Origin of the sequence: Anabaena azotica FACHB-119 (assembly GCF_014697625.1) — a bacterium.
Classification (GTDB): domain Bacteria; phylum Cyanobacteriota; class Cyanobacteriia; order Cyanobacteriales; family Nostocaceae; genus Trichormus; species Trichormus azoticus_A.
The window spans coordinates 78,371-97,808 of record NZ_JACJSG010000012.1; the positions used below are offsets into that span (position 1 = coordinate 78,371).

Here is a 19,438-nt window from a genome sequence, read left to right on the forward strand (position 1 = left end):
TAAGCAGGTTTTAAACCTGTCAAGAGTCCCCTATCACTTGTCCCCTGCTATAAATAAAACCCTCGGTAGAAATGTTAACTGTTCACTGATAACTGATAACTGTTAACTGACACACCCAATCCCTAACCTTCAGGCGTTTGTGTATAAATTACTTGGTCTTGAGCATTGTAAATAAACAAAGGTAAGTTAGCATTTTGGCTAATGATTGTTAAAGCTTGTTGTAAACTTTGCCAATGATTAGCCACATCAACCGTAGAATCTGAACCCTGATTATTGGTTTGGGAAGTACCATTTTGTAGTACTTGTTCATATTCAGGCGTAATTTTGACTATGATTCCTTTATCGTCTACGGTAAAGGTACAAATCCTGATTTCACTATTACAAGTTTTGTTTAAATCAACACGGGTTTGTTGCCAACTGTTATTTAATTGGAGTTTTTCTTGTGCTTGCTGGAGAGAGGCTGAGTATGGGGCAATTAAACTCTGAGCTTGATTGTAATACAAGCTATTGTTAGAAATTTGTTTAGCGGTCTGTACAGCTTGCTGCCAATAGATAACGGCTGCTTGCCATTCTTGTTTTTGTTCGTAGGCTTTAGCTTGGTTGGCTATACTGAGAAGTTGTTGATAGCTTTTGGCTGCTAATTCTTCGATGGTGACGCGATCGCGCGCTCTTGCCAGTTTGGGTTTATATTCTAGTAAAAGTTGTTGTGCTTCACCAGATGCTGGACTCGATGGCGGAATCAAAATCAAAGCATTGACTACTACTTGCCAAGTAGACTGTACCTTCTGCCAATCCTGTAAAGTTTTGGCTGTTGCTTCCCACTTATTAGCTACACTCGCTACACCCTTAGCATCTGCTAATTTTCTCACCCATTTTTCTTGAGCCAGTATTTGCTGATTAATATTTTGTAGCTGAATCCGATATCTCACCAATCTGGGCTGTACCAGTCTATATAAATCATTATTAGGGCTGATAGCTTCCAACGGCATGATCGCTTGTCGCCACATTTGTTGTCTAGCTTGTAATTCGCCTTGGCTAGAAGCGGGTGTTTGCATTTTTGCCTCAGCAGCAGAAGCCGCCTGTAAAGCTTTAATGACTTGGTTAATTCTGACTGACTGTCCAGACAGGTTAGTTTTGAGTTCTTCCGCTTCTTGGTGATAGGATGACCAACCAGGAATTGCGGCTAATGCTGCACTGGTTGTTTCTAGCTGTTGTTGTACTGTTGTCAGTTCATTTTCTGATCCAGCACGACTAATTAATTGTGGAAACTGACTGTTGAGTTGTTGCGCCGCTTCCAACTCCTGACACATAGACATCACACAAGGACGAGTGATTAAGTAACCACCAGCACCACCCAATAGAGTAATTCCTATCAAAGCGCCTAAGAGAATTGGTTTCACTGGACGCTGAGGCGGAGTTGTTAATAAATCTGGTGTCCCCGCCAAGGGATCAAATACTTCCTCTTCATCTGCAACCGCATCAGTTGGAGGTAAATCATTTGGCGGAAATACCAATGCGGAAGAAGATGTTGCTTTATGTGGCACATCTTCCTGTTTTTCATCATTAATGACCGGGTTTTCCCACAGTCCATGTCCCTTCATCATCAGGGAACGTTTAGCATAAGGCAGTTTTTCACCCGCCATTCGCAGAAAACATTGGACTGTCTGGTCACGATAAGGTGGTAATGATTGCAGTGCTTCCTCAAGGACTGCAAAAATCTGTTGTGTATCAGCTTTGACACCAACTGGATGTTGAGCCAATATCATTAGCTCATCCTTATTGACAGCGCACTTAATCTGGAAAAACTCGCCAGAGGGAACTTCGGCGAGAAATTGTTCTTGCAAAGTTCGGCTTAATAGCTGTAAGTCTTCCTGCTGGACTGCTACTGTCATAGACCGTTCCTGCTGGTCTTCTATATGATGTTTTGTAACCGTGGGAGAAAAAGGAAGTTGTTCGTTCGTTGAATACAGATGCACAGTGTAACCAACCATAACCGTAAAATCTGATAGACCAACTTTTTAACACAACTTCTGAGTTTTCACCAAAAGAAAAATAATCCAAAATGATTATTAGTATTGGTGGTTCAGAATCTTGTAATTAAATTTTATAATTTCGTTTGTAGTAGAAATTACAATTTAATAAATGGGAATAATAGATTTTTTGGCTGTGGAGAAAAGGGGCTAGAGGTGAGAGATGGCAGGCTGGGCTGGTTTTCCTAGCCCAAATTAGACCTTGATGTAGGTTGGGTTTCGTTCCTCAAACCAAGGTTGGCGAGGCTTTGTTGGGTAGCGCTAGGCTTAAAGCAATCTACTTTTAGAGTTGAAAAACACGTTCCTACCTCTAGCCTCTACTGTATATTTACTGATAGGATGAATTATTTCCAAAAAACAGAAACTTCAGATGAGATTTGGAGAAATTAATTTGCTCTATAGAGGAAATTCGATAAAATTGATAGGTAAAAAATCGATTTTGTTAGCGAGTTAAAGGTTAATTATGTAATCAGGGTGCGTTTAAAAAATGGGAAATAGCACCATAAAAATTATTAGGAAGTGTAAATAAAAGGTGCATTAACAATGGATTTATTAGAGTATCAAGTTAAAGAATGGTTTGGAGAAATAGGCATTCCTGTATTGCCATCGCAAAGAATTGACCATCCTACAGATTTAAAACGCCTGAAAATTCACTATCCGATTGTGCTGAAATCTCAAGTCCATGCGGGGGAACGGGAGAAGGCTGGCGGGGTGAGAATGGTAGAAACTACTATTGATGCGATCGCAGCTGCTCAAAATATCTTTAATCTCTCAATCTGGGGTCAGTTACCAGAAGTTTTACTAGCAGAATCTAAGTATGATGCCCAGCAAGAATTTTATTTAGCTGTAGTTTTAGATACTGCTGTATGTCGTCCGGTGCTGTTAGGTTCCACAGAAGCAAATATTGATTTAGAATTAGCTGATCAAAAAATGCAGTATGTGGTTGTTGAACAAGAATTTTCCCCTTTCTATGCCCGCAGACTAGCTTTAAAAATGGGTCTGCAAGGTACACTGATGCAGTCTGTCAGCACGGTATTAGAAAAAATGTACCAGTTATTTGTACAGAAAGACCTGGACTTAGTAGAAATTAATCCCTTGGGTGTCAACCAGGCGGGTGAAGTGATGGCGCTCAATGGTAAAGTCAGAGTCAACGAACGTTCTATTGGTAGACATCCAGAAATAGCCGCAATGGCAACAAAAACAGTCAACCGTCATGACTACAGAAACAAAACTAATGGGCGTTTGGGTGAATTGAATAGTTTAGATAAGCAAGGTAAAATCGGCATTTTAGGTAATGGTACTGGTTCCATCATGGCAACCTATGATTTAGTGGTGAGTAGCGGCGGTAAACCGGGAATTTCTCTCAACTTACGCCACGCCACAATTACCGATGCTGCACCAACCAAATTTTACGATCGCCTAATCAAAGGACTCAATACTTTAGTTGAAAATAATACTCAGGTAATATTAATTAATTTACTAGGTAGTGTTCCCCAACCAGAAGAAGCAGCACAAGCGATCGCCCAATTTATCATCCAAAATAAAGGTGATCAGCCCTTACTCACCAAGTCCAACGGTAGCAAACGCAGCCATCATCACTCACCGCACTTAGTCGTCCGTCTAGCCGGTTCCGAACTGAATGCAGCTAGGGATATTTTAACTGCCCTAAAAACTCATGAAGATGGCTTGATATTACTAGAAGACTTAGACGAAGCCGTAGCCGCCGCAGTCCGTTTAACTAAATCACCAGTTCAGAAAAAAGTTTCTTAAAGCTAAATGGGGAGTAACCCACCCCTAACCCCTCCCAAGAGGGGAAAAGAAAGTGGGAGTCTTGAGTAATCATTTTCTCCTCTGCTCCTCTGCTCCTCCGCTTCCCCAGTCCCCAGTCCCCAGTCCCCCCTATGAACTTAACCCCAGATAGTAAAGTGATAATTCAAGGCTTCGGTGAATTTATTTCCGCAAGTCATATTGCCCAGATGAAAGCTTATGGTACAAATTTAGTTGCTGGTGTTCAGCCTGGATGCGGGGGACAGGAACTTTACGATTTGCCAGTGTTTGATTTGGTGGAGGAAGTGGTAGGGCAATTTGGCAATATTGACACGACGATTATTTGTGTACACCCCTACCAAGTACTGGATGCAGCCTTAGAAGCGATCGCCTCTCACATCAGTCAGATTATCATTATTTCTGCTGGTGTGCCGCCTTTAGATATGGTGGAATTACTCCGCAAGGCGGAAGCCTGCGAAACTCTGGTAGTCGGCCCCAACAGTCCGGGGATTATCGTCCCTGGTAAAATTCTCTTGGGTACTCAGCCCAGTGAATTTTATACACCTGGTGTAGTAGGAATTGTCAGCCGTAGCAGTACCCTGACTTATGAAGTGGCGAGAGAATTAACTCAAGCTGGTTTGGGACAATCGATTAGTGTAAGTATTGGCAGTGATGCGATCGTTGGTTCATCATTTTTGCAATGGCTGCAAATTCTTGATGAGGATGATACCACTGAGGCGATCGTTTTGGTGGGACAACCAGGAGGAGGTAGTGAAGAAGCAGCCGCGCGGTACATTGCGGAAGCAATTGATAAACCCGTGATAGCCTATATCGCTGGGAGGGAAGCGCCACCTGGAAAAACTTGGCGACAAACGGGGACTTTAGCCACTGTTGTTGGTCGTCCCCCTAATTTTGGCACAGCCCAAAGCAAAATTACCGCTTTTGAAGCCGCAGAAGTTCCTGTAGCTGAACGTCCTTCTTTGATTCCTCAGTTATTGCGGAAGGCGCTTCCATAAAGGCAAGAGGCAGGAGGCAGGAGGCAGGAGGCAGGAGGCAGGAGGCAGGAGGCAGGAGGCAGGAGGCAGAAGGCAGAAGGCAGGAGGCAGAAGGCAGAAGGCAGAAGGCAGGAGGCAGAAGGCAGAAGGCAGGAGGCAGAAGGCAGAAGGCAGAAGTGAAAGAATGATTCTTTCAATTATCCCTAAACCCCTAAACCCCTACACCCCTACACCCCTACACCCTTAAACCCCTACACCCCTACATCTGTGATGATTTGCTTTTCGGTGAATAGCATGGCAATTCCTTTTTCGTAATAGGCGGCTTCGTTAATGAAAATTGGGTAAACTGTGGATGCGCCTTTGTAGGCGATCGCTTTACCATCTAATGTTAGAAATAACGGATCACCAGGATTTAGTGGCTGATAATCTCGAAATTGAATATCAGGGTGAATCATTGCCTGAATCTCACCGTTTTCGTTTCTGGGATAATCTACAGTACCTATCGATTTATATAGAGTTAATGGGTAATTAGTTTCGGGTATATCACCTTGATTATGTTTTTCTAAATAATCTAAAATTGTGTGAATTAGTTGCTCAGTTTTTTGAAATAAGTCGGCATTCAACACGCCTTGAGCTACAGCACCTACCTCAATGACAAAACCCAATTCATTCAGAGAGCGAAGAAAGTTACTGCCTTTTTCTGGTGTAGTATAACAGACATTTACTAAAGGATTAACTGCACTTAAATAGGCAGCTAATTTTAATAAAAATGGATGCTGATTACCTAAAATAATACTCAAGCCCATATTGGCAGTTGTACTGTGCAAATCGATAATTACATCTACTTTTGTTTGGCTATCTTCTTTTAAAATTTTAGTTATCTCTTTCGCTCGGATATCTTCATAACTAGCAAGAGTAACATTTTGCAAGTTTTCTTGTAAAAAGCATCGGTTTAAATCTTTCTCAATGTAGCGTCTACCTACATAAAAAGCTTTAGGATTACCTAATATAGTTAAAGTTTCATAGCTGCTTCTTTTAATTAAATTAGGAAACTGCTCAAACTTTTTGACAATGAATGCGCCTGTAAATTCATTTCCATGAGTTCCGCCAACAATAGCAACACGATTAACTTTCTTCATAGATGACTCCTGAGTTGAGATTTTTTTGTAGCATATATTCTTTTGACTAGATTATTTATGCTGAATTTTCAAGCAATGTAGAGACGTTGCCTGCAACGTCTCTACATTATTTACTCGTTGCAACTTCATAGAGAATTGGTGTTAAAGCCTCTCTCGGTGTCAGGTAGAGGTTTGTAAATGTGTTTTCCATATCCCGTAAAAAATCAGAATTTATGCTATTAAATTAATAGCGTATTAGCACAATAGCTAATATTGTTGCTATGTGCAATACAGATTTAGTTAATAGAATTATATGTAAAAAGTATAGTTAGACTAGGATGATTGAAATTCGACATTTACGATACTTTATTGCTGTAGCAGAAGAACTCAATTTTAGTCGTGCAGCAGAACGCCTAAATATTGCTCAACCACCTCTAAGCCAACAAATTCAAGCATTAGAAGCAGAATTAAGACTGCAACTGTTTGAGCGTAATAAGCGACCATTGCGCTTAACTGCGGCGGGAAAAGTATTTTTAGAACAAGCGCGTTTAGTTTTGATAACGTTAGAGCAAGCAGTTATTTCTGCACTTGACATACTCACCGACGTAGAACGTCGGTGATTCTTGACAGTTCACAGCAACTTGCTACCGAAGTAGTCTTACGGTCGCTCTCCGTCCGTTTAAGGTCGTGCCGATGCCCCATGCCGACCATTTCTATATTTCGGGATGCGTTCTCGTCTCTATCGTGTTCCGCACCACAATTCAGGCAAAGAACTGAGCGAACAGACAGATCAATCTTGCCCCATCGATACCCACAGCAAGAACAAGTTTGGCTTGTGGGTTCCCATCTGTTAACTACTCTGAAATCTCGGTTAAGTTTCTCAGATTTAGCCTCACAAAATACCCGAAATTCTCGCCAACCTTGCAGGCTAATCACTCTTGCTAACTTGCGATTTTTAACCATCCCTGACACATTCAAATCTTCCAAAACAATAGTTTGGTTCTCGCTAACTATTTTGGTAGATAGTTTGTGCAGGAAATCTTTACGGGTATCTGCGATTTGATTGTGTTGCTTGGCGATTCTTATCCGGGTACGTTCACGACGTTTTGAACCTTTTTGCTGTCTCGCTAACTTGCGTTGTAGTTGGCGAATTTTGCGGTCTTTCTTTGAATAATCAGCGCTAAATGCTTTGTCGCCGTTGCTCATCACCGCGAAAGTTTTAATACCTAAATCAATACCAATGCTTTGGTTTTTGGCATCGGATTGAATAGGTTCTATCTCTACAACAAAACTGAGAAAATAGCGATTTGCACAGTCTTTAATAACGGTTACGCTACTTGGTGCAGATGACAGATACCTTGACCAAATAGGCTTAACATTACCAATTTTGGCTAAATATACCTCATCTCCTTTGATTGAGAATCCACCAATTCTGAATCGCGCTGATTGCCTCCCTATCTTCTTTTTAAACTTAGGTGTACCTACTTTTTTGAGGCAGCGCGTTGCGGGGGTTCCCCCCGTTGTAGCGACTGCCGTACCTTTTCTTTTACCCTTGAGTGAATCAAAAAAATTTTTGTAAGCAACCCCTAAATCAGCTACAGACTGCTGCAAAGGGATATTGGAGACATTAGACAACCATGAACGCTCCTCAGTCTTTTTAGCTTGCGTAATCACCAACTTTTGTAAGTCGTTGTTACTTGGCAGTTCAAGAGACTGTTTGCAAATAGCCAGTGCATCATTCCAAACTACGCGCACACAGCCAAACAACTGAGCTAAAAGCTGTTGCTGTTGGTCTGTTGGGTAAAAACGGAATTGATATCTAGCTTTCATGGACAATGTATATTTGGTCTGTAGGAGTATTGTACATTGCTCTACAAGAAGTGACAAGCCAGTTTCGTAGAGAAATACATAGCGTTACAGATTTAAAAATTCATTTGGTCTGCGTTACCAAATACCGCAGGTCTGTATTTACAAAGGAGAGCATTGAACTCGTTGAAAAAACTTTTAGGGAGGTAGCTAAAAAGATGGATTTTGAAATAATTGAATTTAACGGTGAGGATAACCATGTTCATGCACTTATTGAATATCCGCCTAAATTGTCTATCTCTCAAATCGTTAACGCATTGAAAGGCGTTTCCAGTCGTCGCTATGGACAGGCTGGATACAAAAAACCCCACAAATAAGCTTTATGGAGTCCCAGTTATTTTGCTGTGTCCATAGGGGGTGCGCCTTTAGATATCTTGAAGGAGTACATTAGGAATCAAGAAAAGCCGTCCTCAAAGGACGAGGCTTGTATCCCATTCTTTTGGTCATTAGTCAATAGTCAATAGTCAATAGTCAACTATCAACTGACAACTGACAACTGTCAACTGTCAACTGATAACTGATAACTGACAACTGATAACTGATAACTGTCAACTAGACTAAACCCAAACGATCCAAAATAAAAGCATACTCAAAAGCGAGTTCGCGTAGGCTTTCATAACGTCCAGATGCGCCACTGTGTCCTGCGTCCATATTGGTTTTTAGCAACAAAATATTATTATCTGTTTTCAGTTGTCGCAATTTTGCTGTCCATTTAGCGGGTTCCCAATATTTAACACGAGAATCATTTAAGCCAGCAGTAATTAACAAGTGGGGATAATCTTTCGCCTCGACGTTATCATAGGGTGAGTAGGATTTCATATAGTCATAATATACTTTATCATTAGGATTGCCCCATTCTTCCCATTCCATTGCTGATAGGGGTAAAGATGTATCCAAAATTGTTGTCACCACATCCACAAATGGGACATCTGCAACTACCACCTTAAATAATTCAGGACGCAGGTTGATCACCGCACCCATCAATAAACCGCCAGCACTACCGCCAGTAATAGCTAGGCGATCGCTTGCTGTCCAACCTTCTTTAATTAAATACTCGGCACTGGCGATAAAATCTGTAAAGGTATTTTTTTTCTGTAAAAATTTGCCATCTTCATACCATTTACGCCCCATTTCTTCCCCGCCGCGAATATGGGCGATCGCACAGACTATTCCCCTATCTAATAATGCTAATCTAGCTGATGAAAATGATGCTGGATAAGATACTCCATAGGCTCCATACCCTGTCAAAAGTAAAGGATTTCTTCCATCTTTCTCAATCCCCCTTTTGTAAACAATTGATATGGGAATTTGTGTCCCATCTTCAGCAGTAGCTAGTAACCACTCACTTTGATATTGATTTTGATCGTAGTTTCCCAAAACCTCAGTCTGTTTTTTCAACTCCCGCTCATGGGTATCCATATCATAATCAAAAACTGAGGGCGGTGTAATTAAAGAATTGTAGTTAAACCGCAGGATATTAGTATTAAATTCTGGGTTACTCCCTTCAGAAAATTGATAAGTCGGTTCCGGGAAGATAATATTACTTTCACTACCTGTAGATAAGTCTCGCACTCTGGCAGTTTCTAAGCCATCCTTTCTTTCATAGATGACTAAGTGATTAGTAAACAAACTGACTCCTGATAACAGCACATCTTCACGGTGGGGTATGACAGTTTGCCAGTTTTCCTTAGATGGTGCAGCTATGGGAGTTTTCACCAACTTAAAGTTAGTAGCCTCTTGATTAGTGACTATATAAAAGTCATCACTATGATGCTCAACATCATATTCTATTCCTGATTCCCGTGGATAAATTATCTGAAAATCACTATGAGGATTGTTAGCATCTAAATAGTGAAATTCTGTAGTGATACTGCTTTGCAGACTCATCAATATATATGCTTGACTGCGAGTTTTCCCTACAGCTAAAGCATAAGCATTATCAGCTTCATGGTAAACTAATTCATCTTTTTCTGGTGATGTTCCTAAACTGTGTTTATACAGTTGATAAGGACGATTTGCTTCATCAATTTTGGTATAGAAACAAGTTTTATTATCATTACACCAACAAAAGGAATAAGAAGTTTCAGCAATGCTTTCTGGATATAACTCATAAGTATTTAAGTCCAGAAATAAAAGTGTATATTGCTCAGAACCACTAGTATCATAAGAATAAGCTAGGATTTGATGATTAGGACTAATAGCCAATGTACCTAATTCAAAAAAATCATGTCCTGCGGCTAATTCATTTTCATCTAAAAGTATTTCTTCGCTTGCATCTAAATCACCTTGTTTGCGGCAATAAATGCGATAGGCTTTTCCGGCTTCTGTGCGAGAATAATAATAATAATTATCTTTACGGTAAGGTACTGATAAATCAGTTTCTTTAATGCGCGATAGCATTTCATCGTAGAGCTTGCTTTGCAACTCTTCCGTATGCTGCATCATCGCTTTTGTATATAAATTTTCTGCCTCCAAATATTCAACTACTTTTGGGTTATCTAGATCACGCATCCAAAAGTAATTATCCACGCGGCGATCGCCATGCAATTCTAAAACTTGAGGCTGTTGTTCTGCAACGGGCGGTGTGATTTGGTTTTGTGAGATTTTATCCTTGTTCATTGTCTATGCAACCTGAATCCTAGATTAAGCCAATAGCCACTTAGGGGGAGCTAATTCCAGCTTTGCGCTGTAAGTTTCTTTTTAAACTACATAAGCCAATTGCCGGGATAATTCCTAGAATAATAGCCGTAAATCCCTGTTGGCTCCAATACAATACAGGAGTTCGGTAAGCTTCGGGGAATAAATTTTGTCCTAAAGAAAGCAGCCAAACTAACAAGCTGATACAGAGGAAAGACACCGAAGGGAAAAAACACCACCACCAGCATTTAGTTATATAGCGCCGTAGAACTAGCCATTGAAATAATCCCAACCAAATTCCCGAAAAAATGTAGGCAAACGTTGACAAAAAACTCAAAATGTAGGTCAACTCTACAGTTAAATTTTCATTAAGAGATGTGGCAATAGATGAAAGATAACTGTTCCAAGCAGCAGCCACATAGTAAGCAATTAACCAACCGATGCTGGTAGCAAGCAGCCATAAGCGTCCCGAAACATAGCGACGGATAATTAGAGCTTGATCGGCAGCAAAAACTACAGCAAACAAAACATTACTCCCAAATTTCACCCAAAAAGCCCATGTTTGTGGCGCAGAGGCAATGGCATATGTCCAGTTGTCCCAGATAATTTTTTCTAAAGCAATGCTCGCAACACCACCCACAACCCAACCCATGATAGTCATCAAGGTAAATTGCACAAAAAACCCCCGACGTTGGGAACGTGGTATTAATAATCTACTTGATTGGGAATTGCGATTAGCAGAAGTAGTCTGAGGTGAGCTAGAAGAGTTGGCTTGCATAGTTAGGCACTGGGGGGAGCAGGGGAGCAGAGGTGCAGGGGAGCAGAGGAGTAGGGGTGCAGAGGAGTAGGGGAGCAGGGGAGCAGGGGAGCAGAGGTGCAGAGGTGACAGTCTTTCCCTTTTACCCTTTCCCCCTTCCCCTTTCCCCCTTCCCCTTTCCCCCTTCCCCTTTCCCCCTTCCCCTTTCAGTTTAAGAATCTGACTATTAAATTACGTTTAGTGATAGTTTAATGTCCACCTTGAATGATTTGGATAATAAATTTAATTTGTAACAAATATTACAAATGGTGAAATATTAGCACTGGTTATCAGAATCGGTTAAATGTTTATATTTACAAGTTACGCAGATTGACTGCTTTAAGATACGCTAGTCTTAGACTGTAAATTTACAAAAGCTTAAATATTCATTAGTTTATTTTTCGCAATTAATAAATATTGATTGCGGTTATCTGCCGCCATGAGAATCTTATTGGTAGAAGATGACGAACTGATGGGCGAATTGCTTGTTAAATCATTAACAAGTCAGCATTATACTGTTGATTTCGCCAAGGATGGACAAGAAGGCTGGGATTTAGCGGAGTTATATACATACGACTTGATTTTGCTAGATTTAATCCTGCCTAAGCTGGATGGAATTAGCTTCTGTCGTCGGTTACGCGCTGGTGGTGATCAAACACCCATTCTCCTGTTAACTTCCCAAGACACCAGCACTACCAAAGTAACAGGTTTGGATGCAGGGGCAGATGATTATGTAGCTAAACCTTTTGATTTTCAAGAGTTATTAGCAAGAATTCGCGCTTTATTGCGTCGGGGTGGTTCAGCTTTACCGCCTCTGTTGGAGTGGAATAACCTACAACTTGACCCCAGCACTTGCGAAGTCACTTGTGACGGAAAACTCTTGCATTTAACGCCTAAAGAATACGGCTTGCTAGAACTGTTTTTGCGTAACAGTCACCGGATTTTTAGCTGTAGTGCTTTAATAGACCATTTGTGGTCATTTGAAGAACCGCCTACGGAAGATACCGTTAGATCCCACATTAAAGGATTGCGGCAAAAGCTGAAAGCATCAGGAGTGAAAGAAGACCCAATTGATACGGTTTATGGGATTGGGTATCGCCTCAAGCCAGCGCAGGTAGTCGAGAAAGAGGAATCAATTACAGAAAAAGTTGCCCCTGATGGTTCTGTAGCTAATCGAGTGGAAACTGGGGTGACAAGAGTTTGGGGGGAAGTGGTAGAGAAAATAGAGGAACGAGTAGCGGTAATTGAGCAAGCTTCTACTAAGCTGCTACAAAATAAAGCTAATGAGGAATTACGGTCAAAAGCCAAGCTAGAAGCTCACAAGTTAGCTGGCTCTTTGGGAATGTTTGGTTCTGATGAGGGTTCGCGCCTAGCTCAAGAAATTGAATCGTTGTTAGATAATGGTAAGACGCTAAAACCTGCTGCTAAGAAGCATTTAGGGCAAGTGGTGGGAGCATTACGCCAAGAACTACAAAATTTGAAATCTGGGTCTAAATCAGAATTATTACCAGTTGAACCACAAGCAGACGATCGCCCACTATTGTTAATTATTGATCAAGACCAGAAATTTGTTCAAGAATTAGTCAAGGAAAGCCAAAATCAGGGGTTGAGGGTGGAAACTGCGCCAGATGCGATCGCATCTCAACAATTGATAGCAAAAAATCGGCCAAATTTTGTCCTAATCGACCTTTCCACCGCTAATAATCCTGATAATTCCCTAAATTTATTAGCAGAATTAAGTAACTGTACTCCTCCTGTACCTGTTGTTGTCTTTACTGCCCAAGACAGTTTACTCGACCGAGTGAAAGTTGCTCATTTAGGTGGCAGAGGTATTTTACAAAAACCTGTAACTCCATCTCAAGTCCTAGAAACGGTCAACCAAATACTACAACAATCTCGTGCCACAGAAGCAAGGGTGATGATTGTAGACGATGACCCGCAAATATTAACTGCACTCCAAGCTTTACTTAGTCCTTGGGGAATTAAGGTTTATACCCTGGATAATCCCCGACGGTTTTTAGAGGTCATGCAACTAGCAGAACCAGAACTGTTAATTATAGATATGGAAATGCCAGAAACTAGTGGTATAGAATTATGCCAAATTACTCGAAAAGAACCCCAGTGGACTAGTATACCAATCTTATTTCTCACTACTCACAACGATACCGCCACTAGACATCAAATATTTGCCGCAGGTGCTGATGATTATATCAATAAGCCAATTATCGAACCAGAACTATTAGCGCGGATTCTCAACCGCCTAGAACGCACAGGTTGGTTAAGAAGTCTAGCAGAAATTGATACATTAACATTTGTAGCAAATCGCCGCAAATCTACCCAGGAATTAAATAAGTCTATTGAGTGGAGTGATGCTCACAAACAGCCTCTGAGCTTTGCTATTGTAGAACTGGATGATTTGAAGCAAATTAATTATACCTATGGTCATTTAGAAGGCGATCGCGTCTTATCCAGATTGGGAGAACTGTTAAGACAGACCTTTCATAGCCAGGATGTAGTCGGGCGCTGGGGAGGTACAGAGTTTGTCATAGGTATGGCGGGTATGACCAAACCGGAAGCAGTCAGGCGGTTAGTAGAAGTACTGAAAAAATTCCGAGAAATCGAATTTATCGATACTAATAATCAGACTTTTCACGCTACCTTCAGTGCCGCAGTTGTCGCATATCCTCAAAATGGCAAAACATTAGAAGCACTTTACCAAGCTGCTGATGCGGTTCTCAACCAAGCCAAGGCTGCTGGTAGAAATCGAGTGTTAAGTATTTGAATGGGTGTAGGGGTGTAGTATCTGTAGGCCGATGCACTGCCCACCATATCATGGCTTTGGTGGGCAGTGCATCGGCCTACTAAAATGTTTCGATAAAAAATTCTTTTTATCGGCGTTTATCGGCGGTTAATTATACTTACAATACTTCTTCTAAAGCTTTCTGAGCAATACGAGTAACATACACTGTTACAGCCACAGTAGCGATAAAACCAAGAATGCGAATTGCCCATTGTAGGGTGGGGTTGCTTGGTTGTGCTGTACCAACCATTGCTAGATTTCCAGCTAAAGAACCGATATAAACGTACATGATGGTTCCGGGAATCATGCCCACAGAACCAAGAATATAATCTCTTAGGGAAACTCCGGTAATTCCCAAGGCGTAATTTAATAGATTGAAAGGAAATATCGGCGACAGTCTTGTTAATAAAACAATTTTTAAGCCTTCTCTACTAACGGCTTGATCTATAGCTGCAAATTTTTTGTTGTCAGCAATTTTTTCAGCTACCCAACTTCTAGCTAAATACCGTCCTACCAAAAATGCAGATGTAGCGCCAACAGTTGCACCGACAAAAACGTAAACAGAACCCCAAACTACACCAAAGACAACACCAGCCCCTAAAGTGAGGATTGACCCTGGTAAAAAGGCAACTGTCGCAATAATATATAGTGCCATAAAAGCGATCGCTCCCACGCTGCCCAATCCATCAATCCATTGCAGCGCATCACGTAAAACATCTTGGGGGTTAACAGCAAGGGAATTGGCTGATGCTGGTGCGGGGTTGATGAGGAAGGCAATCGCTAGCACGAATGTTAAACTAAATAATCCAAAAAACTTATTTTTCATCACCTTCTATTTTCCACACTTTGATTTAAAGCCTTTTGAGCAATTTTGGTGATATACACAGTCACACCCACAGTTGCTATTAATCCCAATCCCTGCATTATCCATTGCCACATTTGCGTTTCTGGCGTGACTGGTTGATGATTGGTGTTAGTCAGAGCTAAATTTCCCGCCAGAGAACCGATATAAACATACATGATAGTTCCCGGCACAATTCCCAAAGAACCTAACATATAATCTTTTAAAGATATTTGCGTCACACCAAAAGCATAATTTAACAAGTTGAAAGGAAATACAGGAGAAAGCCGAGTCAACAGCACAATTTTCCATCCTTCCTTAGCTACAGCTTGATCAATAGCTTTAAATTTTGGATATTTTTCTATTTGCTGCAACACCCAATTTCGGGATAGATAGCGCCCAATCAAAAAAGCTAATGTAGCGCCTACGATAGCCGCTATCAACACATAAGCTGAACCCCAGAATACACCAAATAAGCAACCACCTTTCAGGGTGAGTAGAGAACCTGGAATAAATAACAAGGTTGCTAGGTTGTAAATAATTATGTAAACAATAGGCCCTAAAGCGCCAAGACCTTGCACCCACAAAATTAATGTTTGTAAGAGTGCCTGAATATTAAATTGTCGCGTCAAAATTATTAGGGCAATGATTATCAAACCTATCAACAATAGTTTATATTTGTTATTTAATCGAGGCTGATAGTTAGGAATCATTTGATTAGCTGCGTTGGTCAGTTGTTTTAGTCTGATTTAATACGCCATCTCCTTATATACATATTATGTATTAATTTTTTATAAAAATCTTATTATATAAGTAACAATACTTGCAAATAATTACCAATACGAAAGACAATCAAGACGGATGTTGTATCTGCCAGTATTTTACATCTGTTCTATGATGAACTTATGTGTTTTAACAAAACCGTATACCAAAAAGAAAATCTGTGAGGCTGTTTTATGTCTGAAGTCAATTATCAACAGCCAGTTAGCACAGTAGCTAAACTCATCGAGATGTACAATGCGGGAAGGCGTGATTTTAGCCGTGCCGAATTGGGTGATGCTAATTTACAAGATGCGAACCTCAAGGGCGCTGATCTCAGCTATGCTGATTTAAGTACAGCTAACCTCAAAGGTGCAAATCTTCGAGGAACTGACTTAAGCTTTGCCGATCTTAGTCAGGCTGACTTGCAAGATGCCGATTTGCGAGGCGCTTTATTAATGTCCGCAAATCTCCGCCAAGCTAACCTACAAGGGACGAAATTAGAAAAAGCTGATTGCGATCGCAACACTCATTTTCCCGAAAATTTTGATTTAGTCAAAGCAGGTTTGCAAATTAGAGAATATTAAACAGACAGAAGGCAAACTGAATTAGTGAACAGTTATCAGATTATGTTGTTAACTGATAACTGATAACTGATTTAATAAGGCGGATAACTAAAATCATCCTCATCAGGATAAATGTAAGAACTAGAAACCCCAGCCATTGCCATTTTCGGTGTTTCTGTTCTTACTGGTTCCTTGCCAAACTCTTTGTAATCTTCAAAAGCTTTACAAATAATTGCTGATTCTGGTGCATCAGAAGCGATTAAATAGCTTGTCAAATTACCCACATTGGGATGTTCAAAATCTACAGTTGAAGCTACTAAAACTGTATTTGGTTCGATTCCTCTTTCTTCGCATTCAATCATTGGGCAGAAAATGCCATGAGCATGAAATAATGGGCCTTTTGGCGTTATTGGTTGCTTGCGGTATAAAGCGTAAGCTCTTTCCAGTTCCGCCACAAATCCACTTGTCACCCTGCCTTGTTGATATTCACAGTATGTTTTACTAAAACTCGCCCCGGCTGCACCATTGAGGGTTAATTGTAGGGGTGATTCATGTAAAAACTTTTTGTTTTCACCTACTAAGAAAACCAAGTAACGTGTAAAGGTTTTAAATTTGAGTTTGTCTGCCAGAAACGCATCATAATTTTCTTTCAGCGTTCCTAATTTAATACCCGTTTCCCTATCTTTAACAGACAAAGGCCCCCGCCGCACTATCACTATTCGGGGAGTAGAGGTAATAAATACTGTTTCTATACCAGAGCTAAACTCATGTTCCACCTGTTGCCAATTGTCATCAGGCTGGAAACCAACAGCTTGAGCGTTATCTAACTTAATTGCTAAACCGTGGTGTTGAATCCCATCTGTGCCATACCGAGGATTAATCATCTGACACCAAGGGATGACTTGAGAAGGGGGTGCATTAAATTTCTCGTCCTCAAAGTCGAACTTAGCAGATGCTTTCATCGTTTTAGGCTACAGGTGTTGTGCTAGAGATGTTATCGTTACAGCGCCAAGGCTGTGAAGCCAGTTCAAGAAACTAGCTCGTTGCTTTTCCAGATTAAGACAGAATCCTTCTATGTTGCAATCCCTGTTTTGTTTTTTAACAACAAATTTACCTTTGTTTTATCGGTATTTCCCTATCCTACGGCTATTTACGAGGATTTACGCTGTTAAATAAATATAAGCTGGAGATTGTCAAGATGCCACAGTAAATATTTAACATTCCTTTACTATAGTGAATCGACAAAGCGATCGCCAGTTATAGTCAAACTAACTGTAGTGGACTGTCTAGGCTAAAAGGTTGCAAAAAATTTTCTTGTGGTGTAGGCATCTTGCCTGCACTGGACGGGCAAGATGCCCATCCCACAAGAGTTTGCTAATGCACAAATTTAGTCTAGACAGTCCAGTAGTGGACTGTTTCAGCTAATTTAGTGCAATAGCTAAAAATCTATCATCTTGTTCATCTGCGTTCATCTGCGTTTATCTGCGTTCGATTTTTTCCCAATCTATTGCCACATTTTAGCCTAGACACGCCAGTAGTGCGTTAAAGCAGCGCTTAACGCACCGTATTTGCTGGTGCGTTACGGCTAATTCCTCGTTTCGCCAACGCTCAAATCCTTACATAGCCGTAACACACCCTACTTAATATTTACTGACGCACCCTACCCCAAATGCCAGTTGCGTAAGTTCTGTTTTAGCTTCAAAGGGGGATGTTAATAATAAACTCAGATCCTTGCCCTAAAGTAGAGATACAATTAATTTGCCCACGGTGTTTTTCTGTAATAATCTGATAGCAGATAGACAACCCTAATCCAGTACCTTTACCTACAGGTTTAGTGGTAAAGAATGGGTCAAACATTCGCCTTTTTACATCTTCTGGAATCCCCATTCCATTATCAGCAATACCAATGATTACTTGCTGATCATCTGTAACTTTCGTCCGAATGGTAATTTGCGGATTTCTATTTGTTTCATTATGGAATGTTGAATCTTCCAAAGCATCAATAGCATTACTGAGGAGATTCATAAATACTTGATTAAGCAACCCAGCGTAGCAATTAACTAGAGGCAGGTTGCCATATTCTTTAATAACACTAATATTGTGCTGAGTTTTTTGGTTCTTGAGCCGACTTTGTAAAATTACCAAAGTACTATCAATCCCTTCATGAATATCAACGGGTTTTCTCTCAGACTCATCTAAACGAGAGAAATTCCGCAAGGAGCGAACAATTTGGGTAATGCGATCGCAACCACTCTGCATAGAATTGAGTAATGTAGGTAAATCGCTGCTAATAAAGTCTAGTTCACTTTCGGCGATCGCAGTTTTAATCTCTGCTACTGGATGGGGATAGTGATGCTGATATAAATTAATCAGCTGTAGCAATTGCTGGCTGTAGTCGATAGCATGGAAGAGATTACCAGCAATAAAGTTGATGGGATTGTTAACTTCATGTGCAATACCTGCAACTAGCTGACCTAACGCCGCCATTTTTTCATTTTGCAATAGTTGGGTATAGTTATTTTGCAGATCACGAAATCCAGCTTCAGCTATGCGAGATTTTTTTTCTACCTGCTGTAGTCTTGTTAAAGTTAGAGCATGAATTTGGGAGTTAGCTAGAAGTAACTGATGAAAATCAACTATTTTATATTTTCCTGATGCGCTTTTGAATAAAATAGGTTCATAGACATATTGAGGCGATCGCTGCAATGCTGCCTGAGTTGCTTCTGTAATCAGCATATTTGCAGCATATATAAACACTTCTGGCTGAAGAAAACTATAAAGGCTTTGAATAGGTCGCATCGAAAACAACCCAAAACTGTAGGGGCGACTCATAAATTCAAAAAATTTCTGTCTGGAAATCATCCCGACAAACTGCCGTTTATCAGTCAAAATAATTCCAGGTAATAAAGGTTCACTTTCAAAAAGACTAATTAATTTATTACCCGGAACATCTATTTCCACCTCAACATCCCACCCAGGTAATTCTTCTAACTTAGAGTCTAATTGCAGGCTCAAGTCCCTAGTATCTTCCAGGCTGTGGCTACAGAATATCATTTTTTGCTTGCCTTTCAGGTATTCTTACTGTTTTTCATTGCCAATTACTCAAGTTCAGCAATGAAAAGCAGAATTGCCACATCTATTCTGCCCTAAGACGGATGACGAATATTCTCAAAAGTTATCATCTATACACATTTAACTAAATCTTTAATATCAGTTATTAGTCATTAGTCATTAGTCATTAGTTTTTCTCCCCTGCTTCCCTG

At 40.5% G+C, this 19,438-nt stretch carries 13 protein-coding genes and 2 pseudogenes; 6 read left to right on the forward strand and 9 right to left on the reverse strand.

Annotation, left to right across the window (positions count from 1 at the left end; genetic code table 11):
* Positions 1 to 122: 122 nt before the first annotated feature.
* Entirely contained in the window at positions 123 to 1,991 is a 1,869-nt protein-coding gene (locus tag H6G83_RS10815; protein ID WP_242044532.1) for a hypothetical protein, read from the reverse strand.
* A 582-nt stretch (positions 1,992 to 2,573) separates the two neighbouring features.
* Here H6G83_RS10815 and H6G83_RS10820 point away from each other — a divergent pair.
* Together H6G83_RS10820 and H6G83_RS10825 are read left to right on the forward strand one after the other, a co-directional pair.
* Positions 2,574 to 3,800 (forward strand): succinate--CoA ligase subunit beta, encoded by a 1,227-nt coding sequence (locus H6G83_RS10820; protein WP_190471167.1) that lies wholly within the window; start codon positions 2,574 to 2,576, stop codon positions 3,798 to 3,800.
* A gap of 131 nt (positions 3,801 to 3,931) precedes the next feature.
* On the forward strand, positions 3,932 to 4,813 hold the full coding sequence (locus H6G83_RS10825) for a succinate--CoA ligase subunit alpha (protein ID WP_190471169.1): 882 nt from the start codon (positions 3,932 to 3,934) through the stop codon (positions 4,811 to 4,813).
* 230 nt (positions 4,814 to 5,043) lie between these two features.
* Here H6G83_RS10825 and H6G83_RS10830 read toward each other — a convergent pair whose 3' ends face one another.
* Positions 5,044 to 5,931 carry an aspartoacylase gene (locus tag H6G83_RS10830; protein WP_190471172.1) on the reverse strand — a complete coding sequence of 296 codons (888 nt, stop codon included), beginning with the start codon at positions 5,929 to 5,931 and terminating at the stop codon, positions 5,044 to 5,046.
* Positions 5,932 to 6,251: 320 nt separating this feature from the next.
* On the opposite strand from H6G83_RS10830, the pseudogene H6G83_RS10835 reads away from it, so the two are divergent.
* Positions 6,252 to 6,488 (forward strand): annotated as a pseudogene (locus tag H6G83_RS10835) (LysR family transcriptional regulator); the annotation flags it as partial.
* Positions 6,489 to 6,507: 19 nt separating this feature from the next.
* Here H6G83_RS10835 and H6G83_RS10840 read toward each other — a convergent pair.
* Positions 6,508 to 7,740, reverse strand: a complete 1,233-nt coding sequence (locus H6G83_RS10840; protein ID WP_190471174.1) for an RNA-guided endonuclease InsQ/TnpB family protein — start codon at positions 7,738 to 7,740, stop codon at positions 6,508 to 6,510.
* Positions 7,741 to 7,745: 5 nt separating this feature from the next.
* Here H6G83_RS10840 and tnpA point away from each other — a divergent pair.
* Positions 7,746 to 8,240, forward strand: a pseudogene (gene tnpA / locus H6G83_RS10845) (IS200/IS605 family transposase).
* A gap of 88 nt (positions 8,241 to 8,328) precedes the next feature.
* Here tnpA and H6G83_RS10850 read toward each other — a convergent pair.
* Positions 8,329 to 10,395, reverse strand: a complete 2,067-nt coding sequence (locus H6G83_RS10850) for a S9 family peptidase (RefSeq protein ID WP_190471178.1) — start codon at positions 10,393 to 10,395, stop codon at positions 8,329 to 8,331.
* A gap of 40 nt (positions 10,396 to 10,435) precedes the next feature.
* A complete protein-coding gene (locus H6G83_RS10855) occupies positions 10,436 to 11,191 on the reverse strand; it encodes a hypothetical protein (RefSeq protein WP_190471181.1) in 756 nt (251 codons plus the stop codon).
* Between the two features lie 457 nt (positions 11,192 to 11,648).
* Between H6G83_RS10855 and H6G83_RS10860 the strand changes: the two genes are divergently transcribed.
* On the forward strand, positions 11,649 to 13,991 hold the full coding sequence (locus H6G83_RS10860) for a response regulator (RefSeq protein WP_190471184.1): 2,343 nt from the start codon (positions 11,649 to 11,651) through the stop codon (positions 13,989 to 13,991).
* 136 nt (positions 13,992 to 14,127) lie between these two features.
* Here H6G83_RS10860 and H6G83_RS10865 read toward each other — a convergent pair whose 3' ends face one another.
* Positions 14,128 to 14,835 carry a TVP38/TMEM64 family protein gene (locus H6G83_RS10865; RefSeq protein ID WP_190471188.1) on the reverse strand — a complete coding sequence of 236 codons (708 nt, stop codon included), beginning with the start codon at positions 14,833 to 14,835 and terminating at the stop codon, positions 14,128 to 14,130.
* Positions 14,835 to 15,563, reverse strand: a complete 729-nt coding sequence (locus tag H6G83_RS10870) for a TVP38/TMEM64 family protein (RefSeq protein ID WP_190471193.1) — start codon at positions 15,561 to 15,563, stop codon at positions 14,835 to 14,837. Before H6G83_RS10870 ends, H6G83_RS10865 begins: the two co-directional genes overlap by 1 nt.
* 243 nt (positions 15,564 to 15,806) lie before the next feature.
* On the opposite strand from H6G83_RS10870, the gene H6G83_RS10875 reads away from it, so the two are divergent.
* A complete protein-coding gene (locus H6G83_RS10875) occupies positions 15,807 to 16,196 on the forward strand; it encodes a pentapeptide repeat-containing protein (RefSeq protein ID WP_190471195.1) in 390 nt (129 codons plus the stop codon).
* A gap of 71 nt (positions 16,197 to 16,267) precedes the next feature.
* On the opposite strand, the gene H6G83_RS10880 is transcribed toward H6G83_RS10875, so the two are convergent.
* On the reverse strand, positions 16,268 to 17,137 hold the full coding sequence (locus tag H6G83_RS10880; RefSeq protein WP_190471198.1) for a DUF5895 domain-containing protein: 870 nt from the start codon (positions 17,135 to 17,137) through the stop codon (positions 16,268 to 16,270).
* Positions 17,138 to 17,873: 736 nt separating this feature from the next.
* Complete coding sequence (locus tag H6G83_RS10885; RefSeq protein WP_190471201.1) at positions 17,874 to 19,229, reverse strand: ATP-binding protein; 1,356 nt, start codon at positions 19,227 to 19,229, stop codon at positions 17,874 to 17,876.
* Between the last annotated feature and the right edge of the window lie 209 nt (positions 19,230 to 19,438).

What these genes read in the sequence shown, in the direction of transcription:
- H6G83_RS10855 (WP_190471181.1), bottom strand. Translation starts at nt 11,191, where the DNA reads ATGCAAGCCAACTCTTCTAGCTCACCTCAGACTACTTCTGCTAATCGC.
- H6G83_RS10815 (WP_242044532.1), bottom strand. Translation starts at nt 1,991, where the DNA reads ATGGTTGGTTACACTGTGCATCTGTATTCAACGAACGAACAACTTCCT.
- H6G83_RS10830 (WP_190471172.1), bottom strand. Translation starts at nt 5,931, where the DNA reads ATGAAGAAAGTTAATCGTGTTGCTATTGTTGGCGGAACTCATGGAAAT.
- H6G83_RS10825 (WP_190471169.1), top strand. Translation starts at nt 3,932, where the DNA reads ATGAACTTAACCCCAGATAGTAAAGTGATAATTCAAGGCTTCGGTGAA.
- H6G83_RS10885 (WP_190471201.1), bottom strand. Translation starts at nt 19,229, where the DNA reads ATGATATTCTGTAGCCACAGCCTGGAAGATACTAGGGACTTGAGCCTG.
- H6G83_RS10880 (WP_190471198.1), bottom strand. Translation starts at nt 17,137, where the DNA reads ATGAAAGCATCTGCTAAGTTCGACTTTGAGGACGAGAAATTTAATGCA.
- H6G83_RS10865 (WP_190471188.1), bottom strand. Translation starts at nt 14,835, where the DNA reads ATGAAAAATAAGTTTTTTGGATTATTTAGTTTAACATTCGTGCTAGCG.
- H6G83_RS10870 (WP_190471193.1), bottom strand. Translation starts at nt 15,563, where the DNA reads ATGATTCCTAACTATCAGCCTCGATTAAATAACAAATATAAACTATTG.
- H6G83_RS10875 (WP_190471195.1), top strand. Translation starts at nt 15,807, where the DNA reads ATGTCTGAAGTCAATTATCAACAGCCAGTTAGCACAGTAGCTAAACTC.
- H6G83_RS10860 (WP_190471184.1), top strand. Translation starts at nt 11,649, where the DNA reads ATGAGAATCTTATTGGTAGAAGATGACGAACTGATGGGCGAATTGCTT.
- H6G83_RS10820 (WP_190471167.1), top strand. Translation starts at nt 2,574, where the DNA reads ATGGATTTATTAGAGTATCAAGTTAAAGAATGGTTTGGAGAAATAGGC.
- H6G83_RS10850 (WP_190471178.1), bottom strand. Translation starts at nt 10,395, where the DNA reads ATGAACAAGGATAAAATCTCACAAAACCAAATCACACCGCCCGTTGCA.
- H6G83_RS10840 (WP_190471174.1), bottom strand. Translation starts at nt 7,740, where the DNA reads ATGAAAGCTAGATATCAATTCCGTTTTTACCCAACAGACCAACAGCAA.